This is a genomic window from Shinella sp. WSJ-2 (assembly GCF_003432075.1).
In the GTDB taxonomy this organism is placed as follows: Bacteria; Pseudomonadota; Alphaproteobacteria; order Rhizobiales; family Rhizobiaceae; genus Shinella.
Genome location: NZ_QWBU01000001.1, coordinates 336,863 through 353,242, shown reverse-complemented (window position 1 = coordinate 353,242; position 16,380 = coordinate 336,863). Strand labels below are relative to the sequence as shown.

At 61.7% G+C, this 16,380-nt stretch carries 18 protein-coding genes; 6 read left to right on the top strand and 12 right to left on the bottom strand.

What is annotated here, in order from left to right; translation table 11 throughout:
- Positions 1-37: 37 nt before the first annotated feature.
- The 4 genes from D0Y60_RS01710 (at position 38) to D0Y60_RS01695 (ending at position 5,393) form a co-directional block, all read left to right on the top strand.
- Positions 38-2,512 (top strand): mechanosensitive ion channel family protein, encoded by a 2,475-nt coding sequence (locus D0Y60_RS01710; RefSeq protein ID WP_245409053.1) that lies wholly within the window; start codon positions 38-40, stop codon positions 2,510-2,512.
- A 134-nt stretch (positions 2,513-2,646) separates the two neighbouring features.
- On the top strand, positions 2,647-2,910 hold the full coding sequence (locus D0Y60_RS01705) for a hypothetical protein (protein WP_117366404.1): 264 nt from the start codon (positions 2,647-2,649) through the stop codon (positions 2,908-2,910).
- A 188-nt stretch (positions 2,911-3,098) separates the two neighbouring features.
- Positions 3,099-3,926, top strand: coding sequence for a response regulator (locus D0Y60_RS01700; RefSeq protein WP_117366403.1), 828 nt, complete (start codon positions 3,099-3,101; stop codon positions 3,924-3,926).
- A 222-nt stretch (positions 3,927-4,148) separates the two neighbouring features.
- Entirely contained in the window at positions 4,149-5,393 is a 1,245-nt protein-coding gene (locus tag D0Y60_RS01695; protein WP_117366401.1) for a diguanylate cyclase, read from the top strand.
- 42 nt (positions 5,394-5,435) lie between these two features.
- Here D0Y60_RS01695 and D0Y60_RS01690 read toward each other — a convergent pair whose 3' ends face one another.
- A complete protein-coding gene (locus tag D0Y60_RS01690; protein WP_117366400.1) occupies positions 5,436-6,443 on the bottom strand; it encodes a GlxA family transcriptional regulator in 1,008 nt (335 codons plus the stop codon).
- 297 nt (positions 6,444-6,740) lie between these two features.
- On the opposite strand from D0Y60_RS01690, the gene D0Y60_RS01685 reads away from it, so the two are divergent.
- Complete coding sequence (locus D0Y60_RS01685) at positions 6,741-7,334, top strand: GNAT family N-acetyltransferase (RefSeq protein WP_117366399.1); 594 nt, start codon at positions 6,741-6,743, stop codon at positions 7,332-7,334.
- 94 nt (positions 7,335-7,428) lie between these two features.
- Here the strand turns inward: D0Y60_RS01685 and D0Y60_RS01680 are convergent, their stop codons facing one another.
- Both D0Y60_RS01680 and D0Y60_RS01675 read right to left on the bottom strand, forming a co-directional pair.
- A complete protein-coding gene (locus tag D0Y60_RS01680; RefSeq protein WP_117366398.1) occupies positions 7,429-7,632 on the bottom strand; it encodes a hypothetical protein in 204 nt (67 codons plus the stop codon).
- Between the two features lie 107 nt (positions 7,633-7,739).
- A complete protein-coding gene (locus D0Y60_RS01675) occupies positions 7,740-7,958 on the bottom strand; it encodes a hypothetical protein (protein ID WP_117366397.1) in 219 nt (72 codons plus the stop codon).
- 116 nt (positions 7,959-8,074) lie between these two features.
- On the opposite strand from D0Y60_RS01675, the gene D0Y60_RS01670 reads away from it, so the two are divergent.
- On the top strand, positions 8,075-8,992 hold the full coding sequence (locus D0Y60_RS01670) for a LysR family transcriptional regulator (RefSeq protein WP_117366396.1): 918 nt from the start codon (positions 8,075-8,077) through the stop codon (positions 8,990-8,992).
- A gap of 33 nt (positions 8,993-9,025) precedes the next feature.
- On the opposite strand, the gene D0Y60_RS01665 is transcribed toward D0Y60_RS01670, so the two are convergent.
- From D0Y60_RS01665 to D0Y60_RS01625, 9 genes are all read right to left on the bottom strand, one after another.
- Positions 9,026-9,430: a hypothetical protein gene (locus D0Y60_RS01665; protein ID WP_117366395.1), complete on the bottom strand. Its 405-nt coding sequence runs from the start codon at positions 9,428-9,430 to the stop codon at positions 9,026-9,028.
- A gap of 12 nt (positions 9,431-9,442) precedes the next feature.
- On the bottom strand, positions 9,443-9,751 hold the full coding sequence (locus tag D0Y60_RS01660) for a hypothetical protein (protein WP_117366394.1): 309 nt from the start codon (positions 9,749-9,751) through the stop codon (positions 9,443-9,445).
- Positions 9,752-9,926: 175 nt separating this feature from the next.
- A complete protein-coding gene (locus D0Y60_RS01655; protein WP_117366393.1) occupies positions 9,927-11,999 on the bottom strand; it encodes an ASKHA domain-containing protein in 2,073 nt (690 codons plus the stop codon).
- 33 nt (positions 12,000-12,032) lie between these two features.
- On the bottom strand, positions 12,033-12,356 hold the full coding sequence (locus tag D0Y60_RS01650) for a hypothetical protein (RefSeq protein ID WP_117366392.1): 324 nt from the start codon (positions 12,354-12,356) through the stop codon (positions 12,033-12,035).
- 1 nt (position 12,357) lies between these two features.
- A complete protein-coding gene (locus tag D0Y60_RS01645; protein ID WP_117366391.1) occupies positions 12,358-13,326 on the bottom strand; it encodes a methyltetrahydrofolate cobalamin methyltransferase in 969 nt (322 codons plus the stop codon).
- Positions 13,327-13,417: 91 nt separating this feature from the next.
- Entirely contained in the window at positions 13,418-14,512 is a 1,095-nt protein-coding gene (locus D0Y60_RS01640) for a methylenetetrahydrofolate reductase (protein ID WP_117366390.1), read from the bottom strand.
- A gap of 3 nt (positions 14,513-14,515) precedes the next feature.
- Positions 14,516-15,130 (bottom strand): methylenetetrahydrofolate reductase C-terminal domain-containing protein, encoded by a 615-nt coding sequence (locus D0Y60_RS01635; RefSeq protein ID WP_117366389.1) that lies wholly within the window; start codon positions 15,128-15,130, stop codon positions 14,516-14,518.
- The gene (locus tag D0Y60_RS01630) at positions 15,123-15,425 is read right to left on the bottom strand and encodes a virulence factor (RefSeq protein ID WP_117366388.1); all 303 of its coding nucleotides are present in this window, start codon (positions 15,423-15,425) and stop codon (positions 15,123-15,125) included. Before D0Y60_RS01630 ends, D0Y60_RS01635 begins: the two co-directional genes overlap by 8 nt.
- 108 nt (positions 15,426-15,533) lie before the next feature.
- A complete protein-coding gene (locus D0Y60_RS01625) occupies positions 15,534-16,316 on the bottom strand; it encodes a formyl transferase (protein ID WP_117366387.1) in 783 nt (260 codons plus the stop codon).
- Positions 16,317-16,380 lie beyond the last annotated feature (64 nt).

The following is a 16,380-nucleotide window of genomic DNA, read 5'->3' as shown; positions in this document are numbered from 1 at the left end:
GATGCGTCGCCTGTTTTTGTTCATCGAGGATGGCCTCTTGCCGATCTCCCGTATCGTTTCCATCCTTCTTACCGTTCTGCTGCTTGCTGCACCGCCGGCTGTCGCCCAGACGCCGGCGGTACCGGCGACCGACACGACGCAGCTCGAACAGGCCAGCGCCGATCTCGACAAGGCGAGTGCGCAGCTGAACAGCATTCGCGAGCGGGTCGACAAGGCGCAGGATGACGATGCCCGGCTCGTTGCGCTGAAGGTCGAGGCCGAGACGCTGAACCGGGCGATCCTTGCGACCTCGGTTGCGACCCGTCCCCGTCTCGAAGCGATCAAGGCCCGCCAGGCGGAACTCGGCGATCCGCCGGCCGAAGGTGCACCGCCCGAGGCTGATGTCGTCAAGGAGGAACGCAAGAAACTCACCGCGGAGCGCAACGAGATCAACGCGCTGACCGGCGAGGCCGAAAATCTCTCCATCGAGGCGACGAAGCTTTCCAATCGCATCACGGAAATTCGCCGGCAGCTTTTCACCGACGCGATCCTGAAGCGCACCGACATCAACACGGAACTGTTTAGCGAGGCCTCAGGCGCTGTCATGGACGAGACAGCGACGCTTGGCCGAACCGTAACGGCCTGGCTGCAGTTTGTCTGGAAGTTCAAGCGGACCCAGCTGTTCGGTGCCGTGGCCCTTTCGCTGATGGCCGCACTCGTGCTGCTGTCCGGTAGCTATCGGCTGTTCTCGCCCTACATCACCCGCGTCGCGCAGCAGGAAAAGCCGCACTACATCACGCGTCTCTCCGTCGCCTTCTGGTCGACCATCCTGCCGACCATGGCGGCAAGTGCCTTTGCTGGAGCCAGTTACTTCTTCCTGGATACGTTCAACGTTCTGCGTTCGGACATTGCACCGCTGGTGGCCACTGCGCTGGGTGTGATGGTCGCCATCTATTTCGTCGCGCAGCTCGCGAATGCCGTCCTTTCGCCCGCCGACGGGCACTGGCGCCTGATCCGGGTTTCCGACCGCGGCGCGCAGCTGTTGTGGCTCTCGATCTTCAGCATGGCGCTCGTCAACGGTGCCGATTACTTCCTCGGCTCGATCAGCGAAGTGCTGGGGTCTCCGGTCGTTTTGACGGTCGTCAAGAGCTTCTTCGCCTCGCTGATCATCGGCGTGCTCCTGGTCATGACCGCCTTCATCCGGCCCGTCCTGCATCAGGGCGAGGCGCCGAATGCGCCGGGCCGGCCGTGGCCACGCTCGATCTTCGTGCTGCTCATCCTGACGGGGCTCGGTCTGATCTTCTCCTCGCTGCTCGGCTATGTCGGCATGGCGCGTTTCGTCGCGACGCAGATCGTGGTGACCGGTGCGATCGTCGTGACGGCCTATATCGGGTTCCTTTCCGGGCGCGCCGTTTCCGCGCCGGATGCCTTCGGTGCGACGAATGTCGGCAAGCGGCTGGAACAGCGCTTTGGTCTTGGCCCGGTGGCGCTCGACCAAATCGGTCTTGCCGCCGGCCTTGCGATCTATCTGCTGATCTTCGTCTGCTTCGTGCCGCTGGTATTGCTGCAATGGGGCTTTCAGGTCGCCGATATCGAATCCTGGGCCTATCGGATTTTCACGGAAATCCGCATCGGCAGCATTACGATTTCTCTGATCGGCATCCTTGCTGGTATAGCGCTCTTTGCGCTCGGTTTCATCGTCACACGATGGTTTCAGAAATGGATCGACGGCAATGTGCTGGCGCGCAGTCAGGTCGATGCCGGCGTGCGCAATTCCGTGCGCACGGCGGTGGGGTATGCCGGTGTCGCCATTGCCGGCCTCGTCGGCATATCGGCGGCCGGCATCAATCTCTCCAGCCTTGCCCTCGTTGCCGGTGCGCTTTCCCTCGGTATCGGTTTTGGTCTCCAGAACATCGTATCAAACTTCGTCTCCGGCCTCATTCTGCTTGCCGAACGCCCCTTCAAGGTGGGGGACTGGGTGGTGGCCGGCACGACTGAGGGATTCGTGCGCCGCATCTCTGTGCGCGCCACCGAAATCGAGACCTTTCAGCGCCAGACGGTCATCGTGCCGAATTCAGTGCTCATCAACGGTCAGGTCGGCAACTGGACGCACCGCAACAAGCTAGGTCGCGTAGAGATTGTGCTCAGCGTTCACGCCGGTAACGATCCGCGCCGCATTCAGGAGGTCCTGACGGAGGTTGTCCGGGCCCAGCAGGGCCTCTTGCGCAATCCCGAACCCGTGATCGTCTTCCAGGCGTTTTCCTCGGCCACGCTGGATTTCGAGGTGAGGGGTTATCTGGCCGATATCCTGAATGGTACGGCCGTAAAATCGGAGCTTCGCACCGCCATTCTTGAACGCTTCCGTGCGGAAGAGATCCCGCTTGGGGGCCCGGCCGCGCCGGAAGTGCCGATCAAGATTTCGCCCGAGGGGGCCGAGATCATTACCGCTCTGCTTGATCAGGCGACCGAAAAGCTTGCCAAGCCCGCGGCGCGCATGCGCCGCCCGAGGGCGGAGGAAGAGCCCGAGGCCTGATTTCCGGCACATGAATGCCGCATTCACGCTGCATTCAGCCGTCCCCGCATAAAACGTGATGCAAATCCGATTGAGGAACGGTACTGTTTCTCCCGGGCTTGTTGAACAGGGGCGGCGCCGGGCGCCGGGCGATAATGAAGCGAATGATCATGATGCTGCTCGTGTCGGCTGCGATGACCGCTCCGGCCATGGCTGCCACCGTCACCAACAAGGACGCCGATACCCAGGTTCTGGTGGTCGTGGAAGACGGAAACCGCGCGGAGATCGCGTTGGAACCCGGTTCCACGGAGACGATCTGCCCGTCGGGCTGCTTCGTCACCCTGCCCAACGGCGACCGTATCGCTCTGAACGGCGGTGAGGATGTCGAAATCCAGGGTGGCTCTGCGTCGGTCAAGTAAACATTGGACGACGATTTTTTCGAGAGTGGCGCGGAAGCAATTCCGCGCCTTTTTCCTTTGCGCGGAGAACAAACGGAGCGGGGAAAGGAACATCGCTACGCTTTTTCATGCTCTCTAAATTTAACGCTTTCGCAAAGGGTTGTGGTTACGCCTTAGCTTGGGGAACACTCAAATTACGAAGGCATATCATGGCGTTTATCGGCATTTCCGGGATGCAGTATTCCGGCGCGTCTCTCTCGCATCATCGTATTCTTGTTGCGGAGGACTCAAATGTCTTCACTTCCATGATTTCAAAGAGGCTCAAAGAGCTTTTTGACATCGATGTCGAAATTTGCCGCAGCTTTGAAGAGCTTGAACTGGCTTACGACAAGTCTTCCGAAAAGATCACGCTGGCGATTTCCAACATCAATCTTCCAGGTGCGGAGAAGGGGGAGGCGCTTAACTATCTTGTTGACCTTAGTATTCCCACGATCGTCTTTACGGGAACCTTCCAGCAGACGACGCGCGATCAGTTGATGTCCAAGGAGATAGTCGACTATATTCTGAAAGACAATGTCTTCGCAGTCGATATGCTGGCGGAATCCGTCTGTCGGTTCCTGACCAATCACCAGCACCACGTGCTGATCGTCGATGACAGTGCCACCGCCCGCGCCTTGCTATCGACGCGGCTGAAGCGCTACAATTTCCGTGTCAGCGTGGCGGAGAACGGCTCGACGGCGCTCGCACTGCTCAAAACCAATCCCGACATCGCGCTGATGATCACCGATTACAACATGCCCGATATCGACGGTTTCGAGCTGACGCGGCGCATTCGCGGGACGGTTGGCTCGCACCAGCTGCGCATCATTGGCGTATCCTCTTCGACGGACCGACTGCTCTCCGCCCGCTTCCTGAAGGCCGGCGGCAACGACTTTATCATGCGGCCTTTCATCGACGAGGAATTCTACTGCCGCGTGAATCAGAACCTCGATACGTTGACCCAGATCAGAACGGCGCAGCAGCGGCAGAAAGCCTGAAACCCCAAACCGATCCAAACTCCACCCAGATCTGTCCCTTACGTAGCGTAAGATATTTCTCGCGAGATTAACCACTTGGTAAAACCAGTGGTTTGTAATGCGTGCCGACGGGAACAATAATATCAGGATAGTGAACGGGTGGACGTGGACTCAAATCCGCAGCGAGGACCAGCATTTCTGCGCCATTCCGGCCAGCATGTGCTGCTCGTGGAAGATTCCCGCATGTTTTCCACGGCGCTCAAATATCGCCTGGAAAAAGAGCTCGGCCTTTCGGTAATCCATTGCCCCAGTATGGCGGCAGTGCGCACCATCTTCCAGACTGACGCGCCGGAATTCGCGCTCGCCGTTCTCGATCTCAATCTTCCCGATGCGCCCAACTGCGAGGCGCTTGATTATGTGATCTCCAAAGGTATCGCGCCCTTGGTCTTCACCGGCTCGTTCAGCGATGCGACGCGCGACCAGATCCTCGCCAAGAACGTGCTGGATTATGTGGTGAAGGACAGCCCGGCCGCCATGCAACAGCTGGTGCTGGCGGTGGATCGCATCCTGACCAGCGGCAAAACGCGCGTGCTCGTCGTCGATTCGGATTTGGACAGCCTTCATAAGCATGTCGGTCTGATTGCCAAGCAGCGCTTCCAGATCACGGCGGTCGAAAGCGGGGCGGCGGCGCTTGAAGCTCTCGATTCCAACAGCGGCATCGACATGGTGGTCTGCGATCTCGATCTTGCCGATATGGACGGCTTCGCGTTGCTGCAGGAAATCCGCCAGCGTCATGGCGACGACACCGTGCGGGTTGTGGGCCTTTCCACCGCAACGGACCGCATGGTCGCGGCGCGTTTCCTGCGGGCCGGTGGCGATGAATACATTCAGAAACCCTTCCTGGAGGAAGAGTTCAACAGCCGCATCTTCCATGTCGCCGCGATTCAGAAGCGCGTTCAGTCGCTGCATCGCATCGCCGCGCGGGACTATCTCACCGATATCTACAACAGGCGCTACTTCTTCGAGGCCGGCCCCCGGCTTGTTGACCAGGCGGTGCGACGTGGCGAACCCATGTCGATCGCCATTCTCGACATCGACCATTTCAAGCGTCTCAACGACACCTATGGCCATGAGGTCGGCGATGTCGTGCTGAAGGCTGTTGCCCGTCGTCTCAAGCACCGGCTCAACGACCGGCATCTGCTGGCGCGGCTCGGCGGCGAGGAGTTCGGGATCATCTTCCACGGTCTGTCATTGGAAGCCGCGCTCGATTGCTGCGAGCATTTGCGCAAGGAGCTTGCGGCTCAGCCGATCATCGCCGATGGCGAGGCATTGACCATCACCGTTTCGGCCGGCCTTGCCGTCATAGCCGAACGGGAAACCTTCGACAATTATCTGAATGCCGCCGACCAGTTCCTCTACATGGCCAAACATGCCGGTCGGAACCGCGTGTTCTCTGAACTTTCACTGATGAGCGCCCTGGCAAGCTGATCCCCGCCGGACGGGCGGGGACGCTGGATTTTTCCCATTCGATCAGCGAGCAATGGCCGAAAGCGTCAGCTTACGCTCGGCGCGCTCCTGTTGGGGCGAGCGGTTGTAGAGTTCGCGATAACACTTGGAGAAGTGCGACGCGGAGACGAAGCCGCAGGCGACCGCCACTTCCACCACCGGCATGGAGGACTGGACGAGCAGGTGGCGCGCCCGGTCGAGCCGGATTTCGAGATAGTAACGGGCGGGCGAGCGGCCCATTTCCTGGCGGAACAGGCGCTCGATCTGGCGGCGCGAGAGATCGGCACTGTCGGCGATCTCGAGAAGCGACAGCGGTTCGGACAGATTGCCTTCCATCAGTTCGATGATCGACAGCACCTTGGCGTTCTGTACGCCGAGGCGGGCGCGCAGCGGCAGGCGCTGGCGATCGTGCGGCCCGCGCACGCGGTCGGTCAGGGCCTGTTCGCAGACGCGATTGACGAGGTTTTCGCCGAAATCTTGGTCGATCAGGTTCAGCATCATGTCGAGCGACGCGGTGCCGCCGGCACAGGTGTAGATGTTGCTGTCAATTTCGTAGAGGTCGGCATAGACATCGGCCTGCGGATAGGCCTCGGCGAAACCGGGCAGGTTCTCCCAATGGATGGCGCAACGCTTGCCCGAGAGCAGGCCGGCCTGGGCGAGAACGTGGGCGCCGGTGCAAAGCGAGCCGACTGCAATGCCGCGATTATAGACTTCGCGCAGCCAGGCGTTGACCGACTTATTCGAGAAATCCTCGACATAGATGCCCGAACAGACGAGCACCATGGAAGGGCGGTTTTCGCCGCCGAGATATTTGCGCTCGTCGGCAAGCGACGAGTTCACCTCAATGCCGATGCCGCTGGAGGAGAGCACCTGCTGGCCATCCGTCGAGGCGAGGCGCCAGGTATAGGCCTCGTAGCCGAGCATGCGGTTGGCGATGCGCAGCGTCTCGATGGCCGCCGAGAAGGGCAGCATGGAGAAGTTGGGCACGAGGAAGAAAACGAGAGAGCGCTTCTTGACGTTTTGCTTGTTCATCACTCTGTCCATGCTGGAGGCCGGAATGTCACAATGGTCGCAGGGAGAACAGTCGTCGCGCTAGTACTTTTGCGACAAGAAAGAGGACGGTTACGACTGATAGGGGCAGCGTATCGCTGAAATGTCAGGACCTTCCGCCGAGTGTATGTCGATTGTGCATTGCAGCACATTTGCGACTTCAACTTTGGCATCGTCGGATTGCGACAGGTGGCATCGCGTGCAACGCGCTGATGTTCCCGTTTGACAAGAGGCGTCCGGGCGGCCAGATACGGAGCGGATTTTCGAAGGATGATTGCAATGCTGCCAGATGGATATTCGGATGTGCCGGCGGGCAAGCTCGCCGCCGTGGTGACCTGTCTTGAAATGCTGGCGCCGCCGGCCGGTCGCGCGGATTCCGAGCAACCGGGCATAAGTCTGGAGCGAATGGAGAATGTCGATCTCGCCTGGTATCGCGATCTCTACAGGCGGATTGGTACCGAGTGGCTGTGGGCCTCGCGCCTTGCCATGCCGGAAAGCGACCTTGCCGCCATCATCCATCACCCGGATGTCGAGGTCTATGCCGTCATGAAGGATGGGCGCGGCGAGGGGCTCATGGAGCTCGATTTCCGTGAGGAAAGAGTGGGCGAACTCGCCTTCTTCGGCCTGACGGCTGCGGTCATCGGCAAGGGAACCGGCCGCTGGCTGATGAACCGGGCGATCGCGCGCGCATGGTCGCGGCAGGGGCTTACGCGGTTCTGGGTGCATACCTGCACGCTCGACTCACCGCAGGCGCTGGATTTCTATATCCGCTCGGGCTTCACGCCGGTGCGGCGCCAGATCGAGGTCTTCGACGATCCGCGGCTGACGGGCATCCTGCCGGAAAATGTAGCGCCCGCAATCCCGATGATCTGAGCCCAAAAGAAAACCGCCGGAGAGACTTTTGAAGGTCATGTCCGGCGGTTTGTGGCGTCGTGGTCGTTCGGCATGTCGCCGTTACAGTCGTCCGTCATCGTGTGATCTTGTTCGACGAACGGAAACCGATGTCCTTGCGCAGATCGAAGGGCATGCTTTCCAATTCGCGTTCCACGCGATAGCGCTGCCAGGCGGAAGCGATCCGCTCGACGATGTCACGGACGAGATGCGACAGGCTGCCGGCTTCAGCGGTGCCGGCAGCACGCCGAACCGGGCGGTGATCTAGTGCTATTGCCATTTTCAGGGTTCCTTTCGAGCTTGGGAGGTTTCGAAAGGTCGCGACCTTGATCGTCACTATGCCGCGGCCTTATGCATCAATCAAACGAATATATTTGATTGGATCAATCAGCGTTCTTCATGTTTGATAAGCGTGGGCCAGCCGATGTCCTGCTTGAGATAGTCGGGCAGGTGGGCCAGTTCCTCGGCGGTGTGATGGGCGAGGGCACGCCGGCGTCGGGCCTCGATCGCATCGCCAACGAAGCGCCGTATTGCGTAGTAGAATCCGTTTCCACGGGCGAGAACGGCAAGATCGGCGCCGCCAGCATGGGTTTTCTGCGTTTTCATGGCGTTTTTCCTTCCATTCGTGTGCTTGCAGATTGACTATCCGCCCATCCTGTATTTCAATCAAACGAAATGAAGTGACAGTTTGCTTCAGAATTTCTGATCCATGGAGATCCGTCATGAACCTGCTGATGCGCCAGACGCTCCCGCTCTTGGAACTCGATATCCTCAAGACCTTCGTGGCGATCGCCGAGACCGGAAACTTCACCACGGCGGCCGAGACGGTGCATCGCACGCCATCGGCGGTCTCCATGCAGATCAAGAAGCTGGAGGAACTGCTCGGCTGCTCGCTCTTTCGCCGTGACGCCCGCTCGGTGGTGCTGACTCATCACGGCGAGGTGCTGCTGTCCTATGCGCGCCGCCTCATCGCGCTCAGCAACGAGGCTGTCTCGCGCTTCATGATGCCGGAGATGAACGGCGTCGTGCGGCTGGGTGCGCCCGATGACGTGGGCGAGCTGATCCTGCCGGAGGTGCTGAAGCGCTTTGCCGAGAGCTATCCGTCCATCGCCGTCAATGTCTCGATCGAAAACAGCGCCAATCTGCGCCGTGCCGTCGCCGAGCGGCGGCTCGATCTCGCGATCTTCAATGCGACCGACGGCACGATCCCGGTTCCGGGTGAAATCCTGCTCAAGGAACAGCTCGTCTGGGCCGGCAAGAACTGCGGCAACGCGCATCTGAAAACGCCGCTGCCGGTCTCCGTCTGGGAAGAGGGCTGCATCTGGCGCGCCAAGGCGCTTGAGGAGCTGAGCCGGTCAGGCCGCGATTTCCGCGTCGCCTATTTCTGCGCCCACCATATGGGCCAGCGCGCCGCCATCCGCGCCGATCTCGCCGTCGCCCCGCTTGCCCGCTTCCTCATCGGCGACGACATGGTGGCGCTGGGGGAAAAGGACGGCCTGCCGGATCTCGGGCACTACCATATCGGCCTCGTCGTCAATGACGAGGCGGAAGCGCCGGCCCAGGCCGTCGCTGACTATATCCGTACAGTCTTCGCCCGTATGGAGCGCCGGCCGATGGACATGCTGCAGGTCGCCTGCTGATATCAGGGAGCCAGGTGTTTGCCCGGCTTTCCATTATTCATAGGTATAGGACGCGCACATCTCGTCGCTGCTTTCAGGCGCGTCTTCCGTCGAGAAGACCGCAACGACCGTGTCGTTCTCCGTTGCTCCGCTCCAGGAGGCGACATAGGTGACGGGCGCACCGCACAGGCGGTTGCCGTTGAGCAGTACCGGATCCTTCGGGTCCGCCACGCTATAGACCGACGCCGGCACCGATTTTCCATCCACGACGAACGTATCGCCGATGAGATCGTCGAACTCGATTTTCTTGCCGTTTTCGAAGGTGATCCCGAAGTCGTCGAATTCGATATCGCCGGTAATCGACATCGCGGTGTTGCTGATGGCGGCGTAGCTGTCGGCCAGCGCCGGCGAGGCGAGGCCAAGCGAAAGGGCGAGGGCGAGAAGGCTGGAGCGGTTCATGGCGCGTGATCCTTAATAGCGGCGGCAGCTCAGGGTACGGTCACTCTCCGAGGAGGAGAAGTCCAGCGTATCCGACGTGATATCCGAAAGCGTGATGTAGACGTCGTCCGACAGGAACAGCGAATAGGAGCCGTCAGAACCTTCCTGCACCTCCTGCACGTCATAGCTGTCGTCGCCGACGCTGTAGACGGTCGAGGTGAAGACGAAGGGCGCTCCGTCGCATTCCCATTCGCCGGTAAAGGGATAGTCCTCCTGCGCCTGCACGGCCGTAGCGGCGGCTAGAAGGAAGAGGCTGGCGGTGACAAGGCGGGCGAGCGGCATGGAGCGGCTTTCGTGCGCTGGAGGGATGGCGAGGGATCACGCGATCGATCGTGTTATCGACGGGCGACACCCTCGGCCTATTCGCGCACCTTGCCGATAAACCGCCGGAAACAAAACGGATTTTGTTGGTGTGGTTTATGGACATGGTAACCGCGGCCGGTGGTCGCGGATTGCACTATTCCCGGCTACGGCGTCGGCGACGGCCGCCACCTTCGCCGCCGCCATCGTCGGAAAGCACCTTGCGCTCGGGCAAGGTGACGACCTTGGCGAGCTCCGGGAAGGGATCGACCTTGTTCGGCATCGCCATGGCATTGACGAAGAGCTGCTGGAAGTTGGGTTCCAGCGCGGTCTCTATCTTCTCGATATGGGCGACAGTCCGTTCGATCTCACGGCGGTGATCGCGGTTGAGCAGCGCCATCAGCGCGCCGGTGCCGGCGGCATTACCGACCGCCTTCACCTCATCAAGGTTGCAGTCCGGGATGAGGCCGAGCACCATGGCGTATTTCGGATCGATGAAGGAGCCGAAGGCGCCGGCAAAGCGGATCGTATCGACATGGTCGACGCCCTGCTTTTCCATCAAGAGCTTGATGCCGGCATAGAGCGCCGACTTGGCGAGCTGGATGGCGCGGATGTCGTTCTGTGTCACCGTGATGCGCTGCTCGCCGTCATGCAGCAGGTAGGAGAAGGTGCGGCCGTTCTGCAGGATGCGCGGGCTCCTCTCCGCCATCGCGCCGTCGACCACGCCATCCTCGGAAATGATGCCCGAGAGATACATTTCCGCAACGACCTCGATGATCGCCGAGCCGCAGATGCCGGTAACGCCGACGCTGGCGGCCTGTTCGGCAAAACCTTCTTCATCTGACCATTTTTCCACGCCGATGACGCGGAAGCGCGGCTCAAGCGTGACCGGATCGATGCGCACGCGCTCGATGGCGCCCGGGGCGGCGCGCTGGCCGGAAGATATTTCGGCACCTTCGAAAGCCGGGCCGGTCGGCGAGGAGGCGGCAACGACGCGCTGGCGATTGCCGAGGACGATTTCCGCATTGGTCCCGACATCGACGAGCAGCATCATGCGATCCTGGCGGTAGGGGCCTTCCGAAAGCGTCGCACCCGCCGCATCCGCGCCAACATGGCCGGCGATGCAGGGGAGCGTATAGAGCCGTGCGCCGCGGTTCACCTCGATATCGAGTTCATGCGCCCAATATTGCAGGGCACCCGAGACGGCGAGCGCGAAGGGCGCCTGGCCGAGTTCCGTCGGGTCGATGCCGAGGAAGAGATGGTGCATGATCGGGTTGGCGACGAAGACCATGTCGAGAATATCGTGCCGGTCGACCTCGCCCTCGGCGCAGACCTTGCCGATCAGGCCGTTGACGGCCTCGCGCACCGCCTTGGTCATCGCTTCCCGGCCGTCCGGATTCATCATGACATAGGAGACGCGGCTCATCAGGTCTTCGCCGAAGCGGATCTGCGGATTCGAGGTGCCGGAGGAGCCGACGATGCGGCCCGAGAGCAGCGAGACGAGATGCATGGCGATGGTCGTCGAGCCGATATCGCAGGCGATACCATAGGCTTCGTTCTTCAGGCCCGGCCAGAGGCCGACGATGAAGGGACGCGAACTGTCCATATCGCGGTGGATCGCGGCGGTGACGCCCCAGTTGCCCTTGCGCAGGATCGACTGGATTTGCGGGATGAGGTGCGGCGCGACCAGCAGATCCTTCCAGCCCCAGTCCTTTTCCAGCATGACCTTCAGGCGGTCGAGATCGCCGAGCGGCTTGTGCATGTCGGGCTCGTCCACCTCAACATAGCAGAGCTGGACGGCGGCATTGCGCTCGATGACGCGGTCGGTCGCGGCCTTGCGCACGACCTGCGCATTGACCACGGTGTCCTGCGGCACGTCGATGACGAGGTCGCCCTGGATGAGCGCCGAGCAGGACAGGCGGCGGTTCTCCGGCAGGCCGCGCACCTTGTCGTAGCGCTCCTCCTTCGGGCCGCGGGGCGAGATGTGGTCGTTGGAGGAGACGATCTTGTGCTTGGCGAAATTGCCTTCCTGCACCTCGATCTGACAGCGCCCGCAGGTCGCGCGACCGCCGCAGACGCTCTCGACATAGACGCCGAGTTTTCGCGCAGCCTCCAGCACGGGCGTGCCGACCGGGAAACGGCCGCGCTTGCCGGAGGGCATGAAGAGGACAAGCGGTTCCTTTGCCGAAGCTTCCGTCATATTGGTCTCGCTCTCACCTTCAATGCGCATCGGATCGCTCTTTCCACTGGCGGCAAGGCCGCCTTACGTCTTCTTCTTGGCAAGCCGGCGCACATTGCTGCGCACGCGCTTCCCGTAGGGTTTCAGCGCAGCCGTCGATACGGCCCGCGCGGTCGTCTCCGGCGAGGCGGCCGTCATCACGGCCTTCGCCAAAGCAAAATTGGCCGCCACGACGCTTTCCGTCGCAGCAGCCATCTTTTCGGTGACCATCCGGGTCATCTCGGTCGTGTTCTGCGTCGAGCCCGTCAGCGCCGCAAACCCCATCTCCTGACAACGCATGGCGATTACGAGGGGCGCCTCCAGCCAGAGGCTGAAGGCATCGCGGCGAAGCTGACGCCCGCCGGCCACCTTATTCCGCCTTCGCGCCGGCACCGGCGCGGGCTGCACGACCGCCACGGCGGCCGCCACCTGCAGCAGGCGCTGCTGCCGCAGCGGCAACCGGTGCGCCGCCTTCGGCGGGCTTGTGGTCGCGGTAGGTCATGATCCAGTTGGTGCAGTTGGAGTCCGTACCGTTCAGCACGTTTGCGGCGCGCACGGCTTCCATTTCCTGCGGGCGGCAGGGGTTCATGATGGCGGAGGTCATGCCGGCGCCGATGACCATCGGAATGAAGCCGGCATTGATGCCGTGGCGATGCGGCAGGCCGAAGGAGATGTTGGAGAGGCCGCAGGTCGTGTTGACCTTCAGCTCGTTGCGCAGGCGGTAGAGCAGCTGGAAGACCTGGCGACCGGCATCGCCCAGCGCGCCGATCGGCATGACAAGCGGGTCGACGACGATGTCATGCGCCGGGATGCCGTAATCGGCGGCGCGCTCGACGATCTTCTTGGCGACGGCAAAGCGCACGTCCGGGTCCATCGAAATGCCGGTCTCGTCGTTGGAGATGGCGACGACGGGCACGTTGTACTTCTTGACGAGCGGCAGGATCGCTTCGAGCTTTTCCTCTTCACCCGTGACCGAGTTGACCAGCGGACGGCCCTTGGCGACCTTCAGGCCGGCCTCGATGGCGGCCGTCACGGAGCTGTCGATCGCGAGCGGGATATCGACGAGGCCCTGGACGATTTCGAGCGTCTGCACGAGCAGGCCCGGTTCGGTCTCGTTCGGGTTGACCGAGGTCACGCCCGCATTGATGTCGAGCATCGTCGCGCCTGCCGCGACCTGTTCCAGCGCATCCTTGATGACGGTATCGAAGTTGCCGGCCTGCATTTCCGCGGCCAGCTTCTTGCGGCCGGTCGGGTTAATGCGTTCGCCGATGACGCAGAAGGGCTGGTCGAAACCGATGACGATTTCGCGGGTGGCCGAGGCGACGATGGTGCGGGTCATGTAAGATCCTCTGGGGCGTGGCGCTAGGTTTGATCTAGCGCGCGATTTCCGGTGTTACAAGCGGCCTGCCGGCGGGCGCCGGCAAGCGAAATCAATGGGGGTGATGGGCGGCTTTTTCCGCCATCTGCTGCTGGTCCTGTTCCTGGCCGGTGCGGGCCGCCTCAATGCGTTCGGCAACCATCTGGTCGACCGGGTTCGGCTCGCGCTTCCAGGGCTGGCGGCCCTTCAACACGCCGGAATCATGCACCATCTCTGCGACATATTCTTCCTGGCGGTAGGCCATGACGTGAATGCCGGAAACACCCTCGATCTCCTTCACCTCGTTGATGATGTCGATGCAGAGCTGCTTGCCTTCCTTCTTCTGGTCCTGCGCGCCTTCGAGGCGGGCGATGACGGAATCGGGAATATGGATGCCCGGCACGTTGGAGCGGATCCATTTCGCCGTCTTGGCGGACGCCATCGGGCCGACGCCGACGAGGATGTAGCATTTTTCGTGCAGGCCGAGGTCGCGGACCTTTTTCATATATTCGCGGAACATCGGTACGTCGAAGCAGTACTGGCTCTGCACAAACTGCGCGCCGGCCTCGATCTTCTTGGCGAGGCGGTAGGGGCGGAAATCGTAAGGCGGTGCGAAGGGATTGATCGCGGCACCAAGGAACACTTTCGGCGGCGAGGTGAGCTTGCGGCCGGAGAGGAATTTCGAATTGTCGCGCATGATGCGCACGGTTTCGAGCAGCGACATGCAGTCGAGGTCGAAGACCGGCTTGGCGCCAGGCTGGTCGCCGGCCTGCACGCCGTCGCCGGTCAGGCACATGATGTTGCACACGCCCATGGCGGCGGCGCCGAGAACGTCGCCCTGAATGGCGATGCGGTTCTTGTCGCGGCAGGCAATCTGCATGATCGGCGCATAGCCCATGCGGGTCAGAAGTGCACAGATGCCGACCGAAGACATGTGGCAATTGGCGCCGGAGGCATCGACCGCGTTAATGCCGTCCACCCAGCCGTCGAAGATCGCAGCGCGCTCGTAAACGTCTTCAGGGTTCGCGCTGTCCGGCGGGTTCAGCTCCGTCGTGACGGCAAATTCGCCGCGGCGCAGCACGCGCTCCAGCCGGCCCATGGAGGAGTGGCCGGGCAGAGGATCGAGCGGCAGGTGCGGGCCCAGCGGGTTTTCATCGATATGCGCCATGGATCAGGCGTCCTTTCCGGCATTGGCGGCCGCTTCCCTGGCGGCGGCGGCCTCAGCCGTCACGCGCAGCCAGGAGGAGGTTTCGCGCAGCGACTGGTTCACCGGCTTCTGTACGTTCATGATGGCATCGCCCTTCGCCATGTTCTGGGAGCCCTTCCAGGCCTGGACCCAGACGCAGGGCATATCCGGTTCGACTTCGCAATTGCCGTTGGCGCGCACGCCGCCGCAGGGGCCGTTGCGCAGCTGCTTGGGACAGTTCATCGGGCATGACATGCCCGTGGACGACAGCGCGCACTGGCCGCACATGCGACAGTCGAAGAGGAAGCCCTTCACATGCTTTTCGACGAAGGTGATGGGACGCTCGACGCGCTGGTAGCCGAGGAGCTTCCAGACCGGATGCAGGAGAAGGAAAACTTCCGCAAAGCGGTGGTAGAACCACTCGAAGAAGCGGGAGTTGCGCACGGCCCAAAGGCGGATCGTGTATTTGTGGCGGGAACGGCGGTTGGGCGAGACGCCGGCCGGTGTGAAAGCGCCGGTGGTAGCCTTCTTGGCGGGCGCGGCATTGCCAGGCTTCTGGACGCCTTCAAGTTTCGGCTCTCCCAGTTTCGGATCAGCCATTCTCGCGGCCTCCGGCTTTCACGAGGGCGACCAGCCGCTCGCGATCATAGGCGGCCTCGAGTTCGGCGGCGGCCTTGTCGGCCTCGGCTTCGAGGTCGTCGGAAACCGGCGTCGGTTCGGCCTTGCGCCATTCGGCGAGGTAGTCGTCCGTCTCGGCCGCACCTGTGCGCATGGCGCACATGTCGATCGCCTCGGTGAAGCGCAGGGAGAGCTCCCGCTTGGCGTTCGTGCGGCCCTTCTTGATGATGACCTGGGCGGGGATGTCGCGCCAGTAGACGATGATGCGGTCTGCCATGTCAAAATTCTCCTCGCGCTGACAATGCGATCTTGCTGCGTCGCGGGCTGCACCCGCCACGACTGCCCCATGCTTAAAAACGACGCGGGATTTGACTGTCCAGAGGATTTACCAGATGCCGCGGGTCACGCCGTTCCAGAGCCACGTCCAGATTGGCGGATGATACCATTGTCGCGAGGGGGCGGCTATTTTCAAGGGCTTGAGGTTGTCGGTGACGGCGTCTTCCATGGCTTTGACGATGATACCGGTCGAAGCTGCCACCTGGAGCAGCGGATAGGTGTGCATCGTGTCGCGTTTGGAAGGTTTGAGACGCTGCTGGTAGAGCGTGTCTCCGGTGTCGACGCCGGCATCGACGAGATGCACCGTGCCGCCGAAATTCTCCTCGTCGCGATGGATGCGAGACCAGTAGCCGCCCTGCAGGCCGCGATATTGGGGGATGATGCCGGCGTGGAAATTGAGGACGGGGCAGGTAATGCGGGCGAGCGTTTCCGCCTTCACCATGCGGCAGCTGAAGAGCAGCAGCGCCGCCGGGCGAATTTCGTCGAGCGCCTTGAAAAGTTCAGGGCTGTTGGCCGACGAGATGTCGATCCGGGGAATTGTCTTGTCGATCTCGGCGCTTACGCCGAATTCCTCACAAATTTCCGCAGCTCTTTTCCGGGTGAAGCGCTTGCCGTACCGCGAAACGACCATGGTGCCGAGCTGGCCGATCGCCTGCACCCAGCCGAGCTTTTTCGCCCGCCGCGTGACGAAAAGCTTTTTCGACTCGGGCTGCTCGACGATGACGACGAGGTTAGGGAAGGTGGCCCTGACGGCATTGACGATGATTTCCGGATTGTGGCCGGACTGGATCAGCATCGCCACCGGTTCCGTCCGCGTCTTCAAGTCAGTCATGCCTGCAGGCCCCCGCCATTCTTTGGCGCGATCATGCCGGCCAGGGCTTAGGAAGCCGTAACCG